This is a genomic window from Paenibacillus sp. E194, from assembly GCF_000935845.1.
Lineage (GTDB): Bacteria > Bacillota > Bacilli > Paenibacillales > Paenibacillaceae > Paenibacillus_B > Paenibacillus_B alvei_B.
In genome coordinates this window covers 1-6,290 of sequence record NZ_JMDX01000295.1, presented here as the reverse complement: position 1 = coordinate 6,290, position 6,290 = coordinate 1, and the positions used below count along the sequence as shown (strand labels likewise).

General features: G+C 37.9%; 11 protein-coding genes. 7 read left to right on the top strand and 4 right to left on the bottom strand.

Features of this window, described 5'->3' with window-relative positions; all coding sequences use genetic code 11:
- Positions 1-670: hypothetical protein (locus AZ66_RS25535; protein ID WP_231587050.1), on the top strand; the 670-nt coding region annotated here is incomplete at its 5' end.
- Positions 671-800: 130 nt separating this feature from the next.
- Here the strand turns inward: AZ66_RS25535 and AZ66_RS25530 are convergent.
- On the bottom strand, positions 801-1,505 hold the full coding sequence (locus AZ66_RS25530; RefSeq protein ID WP_044357443.1) for an SMI1/KNR4 family protein: 705 nt from the start codon (positions 1,503-1,505) through the stop codon (positions 801-803).
- A gap of 557 nt (positions 1,506-2,062) precedes the next feature.
- Positions 2,063-2,278 (bottom strand): hypothetical protein, encoded by a 216-nt coding sequence (locus AZ66_RS25525; protein ID WP_044357442.1) that lies wholly within the window; start codon positions 2,276-2,278, stop codon positions 2,063-2,065.
- Between the two features lie 376 nt (positions 2,279-2,654).
- On the opposite strand from AZ66_RS25525, the gene AZ66_RS25520 reads away from it, so the two are divergent.
- Both AZ66_RS25520 and AZ66_RS25515 read left to right on the top strand, forming a co-directional pair.
- Positions 2,655-3,134: a DUF2975 domain-containing protein gene (locus AZ66_RS25520; RefSeq protein WP_044357441.1), complete on the top strand. Its 480-nt coding sequence runs from the start codon at positions 2,655-2,657 to the stop codon at positions 3,132-3,134.
- 10 nt (positions 3,135-3,144) lie between these two features.
- Positions 3,145-3,351, top strand: a complete 207-nt coding sequence (locus tag AZ66_RS25515; RefSeq protein ID WP_021257716.1) for a helix-turn-helix domain-containing protein — start codon at positions 3,145-3,147, stop codon at positions 3,349-3,351.
- A gap of 99 nt (positions 3,352-3,450) precedes the next feature.
- Here AZ66_RS25515 and AZ66_RS25510 read toward each other — a convergent pair whose 3' ends face one another.
- Together AZ66_RS25510 and AZ66_RS30195 are read right to left on the bottom strand one after the other, a co-directional pair.
- A complete protein-coding gene (locus tag AZ66_RS25510; protein ID WP_156160080.1) occupies positions 3,451-4,158 on the bottom strand; it encodes a hypothetical protein in 708 nt (235 codons plus the stop codon).
- Positions 4,083-4,454, bottom strand: a complete 372-nt coding sequence (locus AZ66_RS30195; RefSeq protein ID WP_052648859.1) for a hypothetical protein — start codon at positions 4,452-4,454, stop codon at positions 4,083-4,085. Before AZ66_RS30195 ends, AZ66_RS25510 begins: the two co-directional genes overlap by 76 nt.
- A gap of 185 nt (positions 4,455-4,639) precedes the next feature.
- Here AZ66_RS30195 and AZ66_RS25505 point away from each other — a divergent pair, with 185 nt between their 5' ends.
- The 4 genes from AZ66_RS25505 (at position 4,640) to AZ66_RS33940 (ending at position 5,956) form a co-directional block, all read left to right on the top strand.
- Positions 4,640-5,095 (top strand): GNAT family N-acetyltransferase, encoded by a 456-nt coding sequence (locus tag AZ66_RS25505; RefSeq protein WP_231587049.1) that lies wholly within the window; start codon positions 4,640-4,642, stop codon positions 5,093-5,095.
- A gap of 75 nt (positions 5,096-5,170) precedes the next feature.
- Entirely contained in the window at positions 5,171-5,593 is a 423-nt protein-coding gene (locus AZ66_RS25500; protein ID WP_044357440.1) for a hypothetical protein, read from the top strand.
- An 85-nt stretch (positions 5,594-5,678) separates the two neighbouring features.
- Complete coding sequence (locus AZ66_RS33125) at positions 5,679-5,837, top strand: GrpB family protein (RefSeq protein ID WP_082061727.1); 159 nt, start codon at positions 5,679-5,681, stop codon at positions 5,835-5,837.
- The gene (locus tag AZ66_RS33940; RefSeq protein ID WP_442950324.1) at positions 5,765-5,956 is read left to right on the top strand and encodes a GrpB family protein; all 192 of its coding nucleotides are present in this window, start codon (positions 5,765-5,767) and stop codon (positions 5,954-5,956) included. Before AZ66_RS33125 ends, AZ66_RS33940 begins: the two co-directional genes overlap by 73 nt.
- Positions 5,957-6,290 lie beyond the last annotated feature (334 nt).

Here is a 6,290-nt window from a genome sequence, read left to right as displayed (position 1 = left end):
ACAGCATACAAACAATCAAGGAGGTTATATAATGAGAATCGCTATGATAAATGGAAGCCCCAAGTTAGGAAAGAGCAATTCGGGTAGGATGCTCAAAGCACTTGAACCCCTGATAATCTCCGAGCATGAGATATCACACTATACCATAAATAAAAGACCGCTTACCGATGAGCAATACATCGAGCTTTGCCACATGGATACACTGATTTTTGCATTTCCTCTATACTTCGATGCAATACCGTCGCATTTATTAAGGATGCTGACTACTCTTGAAGGGTATATGAAAGCAGAACGGAAAAAGGAAATTTACGTTTATGCTCTTGTAAACAATGGATTTTATGAGGGCAAACAAACTTGCATTGCTCTTGAAATCATCAAAAATTGGTGCATACGATCCGGCCTTCATTTTGGACAAGGAATCGGGCAAGGTGCTGGTGAAATGATGGGTTTTATCGAAAAGGTACCACTTGGCCAGGGCCCATTAAAAAATCTAGGAAGGGCAATGGAGAGGCTGGCAAAAAATATACATTCGCAGGGGAGAGATGAATCCTTGCTGTTCAGTCCAAATTTCCCACGCTTTGCCTGGCGATTTGCAGCGACACACTCTTTTTGGCATGCAAAAGCTAAAAAGAATGGTCTGAAGAAGAAAGATATTATGAAAAGGCTTTAAGAATGCACTGTTCCCCCTGGGTTAATCAATTCGGAACAGCATTTCTATGTTTATGGATATATCAGAAATCCAAATCGAAAAGACAAAGTGAAGACGTCAGCCTGTAGACGTGCTGACGTCTTGTGCGTGTCTATGAATTGCAATACTCAAACTCGTTGTCGAGCGCGTCGAAACTAATCTCCTGTTTTAACACCTGTTCTAATTCAACGTTTGAGATTAACCCTTCCAGTGGCAATTCGTGCCCAGTTGAGGTCGTTTCTATGTATTCAAAAACATCTCTAGCATATATTTCTTCCAACTTTTTAACTTGACTATGCTTCAAATACTTTCGGTGTGTTCTTAATAGGTTGGCAGAATTGACTTTTAAATCGCCACTTGCTGTATGGGAATACTTCATATTCGTTAAATCTTCAAGCAAGTCCCGAAAAATAAAATCCTGTAAATTTTTCGCCAAAACAACAGCGGTAATATCATCGTGATAAATCAACGTAATAGGAACATCCTCACCGTTTTGTTTATCAAATTGGAACACATACAAATCACCGTTCTTTTGTCGACCAAACGGAACAAATTGAAACTCTGGTTTCGTCTGACGATAATCGTCAGGGTCTTTGAATGCTTCGATTTCTTCAACGATGCTGTTCCATTTTAGCAACTCAAAGTCAAAGCCGAAAAACAGCATAGGCGGGTTTTGGGCTAATTTGGCATAATACTTTCCGTTCCAATCCTGCCCATATTCTCCGCCCGAATCCAACATACCGTCTAAATACAACTGTCTATATAGTTTCGGGTATGTGAAATTGTACTTCTGTTCAATTTGCTCTAATTCGTTCATACTATCCTCCCAAAACCACGCTATTTGCTATCAGTATAGCAAACGCGAACTTGTTATTAAATATCACAGAAAAACATTGTGCCGGTTGCCATGGAAAGGAGCGCGACCGTGGCTATCTTGGATTTACAGAGTTTATTGGCGTGCAAATCCGATTTCTTGGGCTGGAGGGATTGCAGCGAATATTAACTAAAATCTCGTGGATTTTGGAAGAATTCCATGAAATTGAATCGATCTATATTCTGTTTTCATTGAGAAAAGCGTGACTCACGATTGGTGCATTCGCCCTTCGATCCGGTTCGCGGTTGAAGAGTATCCGACTGGAAATTGAGATGAGGAGAAGCGAGAGCAGCCGGACACATCGATCTTCCTGAGAGATAGAAGCTATCCAAGGAAAATCTATGTCATGAATACTGAAACTAGTGCAAGTGCATAAAAGAAGATTTAGAATATAAAACAGAACATAGATTCCTGTGTTGTGGTATAATTTCCCTAGATGAATTATTTTAAATTAACATGGTATTGAGCTAATGGAGAAAAACACGAATGCAGCCTGGCACCTACTCCACAATCGATTTTAGAGCTTCTGCGGCAATTGTCTTAGCTGCCTCGTTGTCTTGCGCTGAACTTTCCGCAATAGATCGGAGGGCTTTCTTTGCGATCTCCAGCTGTATGGTTAAACGGTCAGCCATTTTGGCGATATCTATGGTAAAGTCGTCTGTTAACTCGCCATTGCCTATTAGGACGACCGCAGTAAATTCAAATCTATTCTTCACTTTTGTTTACCTCCCTCAGCTTGATTTCATTGCGGTGTAGTCGATCCTCCAATAGACGCAGGCTGGAATCCGATGCAAGTCCCCAATGGACGAATATTTAAATCATAGGCTACCATATGCTACTTTGTAAATATTCCTCTCATTTTACCCTTCCTCACAGACACGGCATCTGCATGTTAAACTAACAGGGAGTTTAGTTGAACAAGTTGTAAATTTAAATTTTTAAGTAAGAGCATTTCTTTGAAATGAGAAATGCTTTTTGTTTTTGTCAAATCGTACAACAATAAAAATTCAATAAAAATCAATATTTTTTTATTGAAAAACGATATATTTAATGATAAAGTTACTTTGTCATTAAATCAAGTGAGGTGCTTTTTTGAAAAAAGTAACGACGATCTTTTTAAAGTTAGCTGTTATTCTTATCGGAATCCCCGTTCTTGCATTTTGTATATTTTTGGCTCCTAAAATCGGAGTTTTTGCTGGAAAATTGTATCCAGATATTGCTTATCTAAAATCTCTCGTTTTAATTTTGTTGTATGGAGCGACTGTGCCTTTTTACTTTGCTCTCTATCAGGCTTTTAACCTTTTGCGATACATTGACGAGAACACAGCGTTCTCGGATTTATCTATAAAGGCGTTAAAGAACATAAAGTGTTGTGCTATAACAATAAGTGGTTGGTACGTATTAGGTATGCCACTCTTTCATTTTATAGGGGAGAAAGTTGATCCTCCTATCGGATTTGTGGGACTCATCATCATTTTTGGTTCGTTGGTTATCGCCTTTTTTGCAGCTGTTCTCCAAAGACTTTTAGAAGAAGCGATTCATATAAAATCAGAAAATGATTTGACGGTCTGAGGTGGAGGATATGGCAATTATTATTAATATTGATGTGATGTTAGCAAAACGAAAAATGAGTGTAACGGAGCTTTCAGAAAGGGTTGGAATCACTATGGCGAATCTTTCCATTCTGAAGAATGGAAAAGCAAAAGCGGTTCGTTTTTCAACATTAGAAGCGATATGTAAGACTTTGGATTGTCAGCCAGGCGATATTTTGGAGTACAAAAGCGACTAGGACTCTCAATAAGAAAGAGTCTGACGTTATAACAGTTTGAAAAGTCGCGTAGATCATAGACGTCCAGCCTTATACTTTATTTTCTGCTGATAGTAGCGCTCACGCTTTAGGCGTAAGAGAAAAGGAATAAAATTTCCCTTCCTTATTGATCTTGCCCACAATTGTAGGCTGTTCGTCTTTCTTGAATGTATATTCATTCAATTTAACGGTAACTTTATATCCGGCCAAATTGACATTGAATATAGATTTAACTTTACCGCTTGCTGCAGAAATCGCTTGTTTTGGAGTATATTTGGGTTTGGCAAAGGATTTGGCAAAATCTTTGTCGCTCGTCCAATCCGTATAAATCGTGCCGTCTTTCAACACCTGATTTGTTATTGCGTCAATCTTGACGCTATGATGATCGTAGTGATCTTCAAAATGCCAGAAATAGCTGCCGGCGACTTCATCCTTAACCCGCTCGATGCGAACAAGATTTATTTTGCCTTCTCTACTTAATTGGTTGATTGCGTTAGCAGCTTTATTTACTAATTTTTTATCTACTTGTGCTGAGGAATAGCTCTGTCTGGCGATGATTTTGTTTCCTTTGTCGAGATCGATATCCAGCGATGCATTCCCCCAGAATACCCAGTAATTTCGTGGCTCATTATCTTGATATGGCGATTTTACTCTCCATAATGCGCTGAACGTTAATGGATTTTTCTTATCCTCGAACTTCGCGATGAAGGCATTCAGCTTCTTAAGAACGGCTGGCTCCAACGCAAGATCCTTATCTTTGATTTGATAATAGATGGTTGCATTATCCACTCGTTGTTTTTCTTGTCGTAACCAACATTGAACCTTGCAGCAGGCTGGGACAACTCTCCTTCTAGATCAATATTGTCACTATTATTCGCCATTACTTTGAGATCCGATTTCATCTCATTGCCTTTTGCAATTTCCCCAAGAGCTGCTTTGACCTTCTCTAGAACAGTTGAATCGAGCTGTGATTTAGCCGTACTTTCAATCACTTCTGTGTGAGTCTCTGCCTGTACAGGCCCATTAAAAAAGCTGCATGTCAATAAAGCCGCCATAACGGTGAGTAGAGCGATTCTTCTATGCATATAAACCCTTCCTTCTTTATGGAAAAATGTAACTACATTTGTTAGATTCATTTCATTTTTAAAAAGTTGCACCTTTACTGAAAAATCGTTCTTAGTGGTGGAAATATTTTGATTTCCGTGTAATTATGAAAGTGGAGAACATCTTCTAGTGGCCGGAGGAGAGTATATTATCAAAGATTAAGATAATGAAGAAATGGGGAGCATTTATGATAGCACTTAAGGAAATAGATCGAAGTAATTTTTTTGATGTCATTAAATTGAGTGTCGCTGATGAACAAAATGAGTTTGTAGCGACAAATTTGTTTTCGCTCGCACAGGCTAAGGCATTCCCAGAGTGTGTCTGCTTGGCTATTTATCATGATGAAGTTCTAGTGGGCTTTACGATGTATTGTATAGATGAAGAAGATCATGAATATTGGATTTATCGGTTAATGATAGATACTAAGTATCAATCAAAGGGTTATGGGAAGGCTGCTATGGAACTGCTCATTGAAAGGATTAAAGAAGACATACAGCATCGGGTTATATACATAAGCTTTGAACCAGAGAATGCTTGGGCAAAACAGCTATATGGAAAATTAGGATTTGAAGAAGATGGCCGAGTAATAGATGGGGAAATCGTTTATAAACTGGAGTATTAAGCAGAATCAAGAGATAGACCGATTGGGTTAGCAAGTTCACAATTTGAAACTGTAATAATTTTTATGGGTGATTTAATGAAGTATTCAAAATTCTACTTGGATCAATTTTTCAATTCGATAAATGAATATCAGTCAAAAGTTGAATTATTAATCTTAGCAAATTTATTTATGCAAAAGACTGAGAACATTAGATGGGTTATGGCGTTAAACCAATTAATGAATTGGCAATCGATGTCTGAAAGATCTGGGGTTTGGACTTACTATGAAGTGTTAGAAATAGACTCGGCAAATGTGCTGATACGTATTCTTCGAGAATACGATGATAGAATTATTTTAGAGAATTATTGTAAAGGTATAGATAATTATCTTAATGAAGAGATAATGAACGAAGTTGATAATTGGATTGGATGTAATGAAACAGAAATCGATAGATTTATTGAACATATATTTCTAATGCATAGAGATTGGTTTTATAACTTTTCGGCGGTCACTCCGTGATTCTAGGAAGGTGGGGAGTCATGAATACGAGAGACGTAATCGGAAATCTTCGTAAAGACATATTAATATGGAGGGCTAATTTAAGATGGGTTCAAGACCAGTGATTATTGAAGATTATCATGATGCATGGCCTGTGATGTTTAATGAATTGAAAGATATATTAAGAGAGAAATTAGGAAAGTTAGCATTAACCATAGAGCATGTTGGAAGCACCTCAGTTCCTGGCCTTTCAGGCCGGATTTAGTAGCCGCATACTCATCTTTAAAGAAAGAGCTTGCAGAGAGATTTACTAATAACCGTACAGCATATGCGGATGGAAAAACTCATTTTGTAAATACTGTTTTGGACAAATACAAATCATAATACCGCATTCACACATTGGGACTACTGTGCATTGGTTATCAGATGTATAATCATGGAATAAGCTCAGACAACACACGCCCCAGCCTAAGATAAGAGCTATCTAAGGCTGGGGCGTTTCGTGAGTACAAGAACGTTTTATGCAATATTGCGAACTCATATACACAACAAGTAGAGCTAACTATGAAGCATTATTGGTCAAGGTAGAATGGCTGACATATTTGAATATAAGCAAGGCAAAATCATTAAGTTGTATAGGAGCCATGGTCAATTCAAAAATATTCGAGGACATTAGAACTTTACATTCATTTCAAGAAAGGGAAAATCAATCGATGAA

Bases quoted from the DNA above. Each gene is read 5' to 3' on its own strand.
- AZ66_RS30195 (WP_052648859.1), bottom strand. From the start codon at position 4,454: ATGCATAGAAGAATCGCTCTACTCACCGTTATGGCGGCTTTATTGACA.
- AZ66_RS25500 (WP_044357440.1), top strand. From the start codon at position 5,171: ATGAAGTATTCAAAATTCTACTTGGATCAATTTTTCAATTCGATAAAT.
- AZ66_RS33125 (WP_082061727.1), top strand. From the start codon at position 5,679: ATGGGTTCAAGACCAGTGATTATTGAAGATTATCATGATGCATGGCCT.
- AZ66_RS25515 (WP_021257716.1), top strand. From the start codon at position 3,145: ATGGCAATTATTATTAATATTGATGTGATGTTAGCAAAACGAAAAATG.
- AZ66_RS25530 (WP_044357443.1), bottom strand. From the start codon at position 1,505: ATGAACGAATTAGAGCAAATTGAACAGAAGTACAATTTCACATACCCG.
- AZ66_RS25505 (WP_231587049.1), top strand. From the start codon at position 4,640: ATGAAGAAATGGGGAGCATTTATGATAGCACTTAAGGAAATAGATCGA.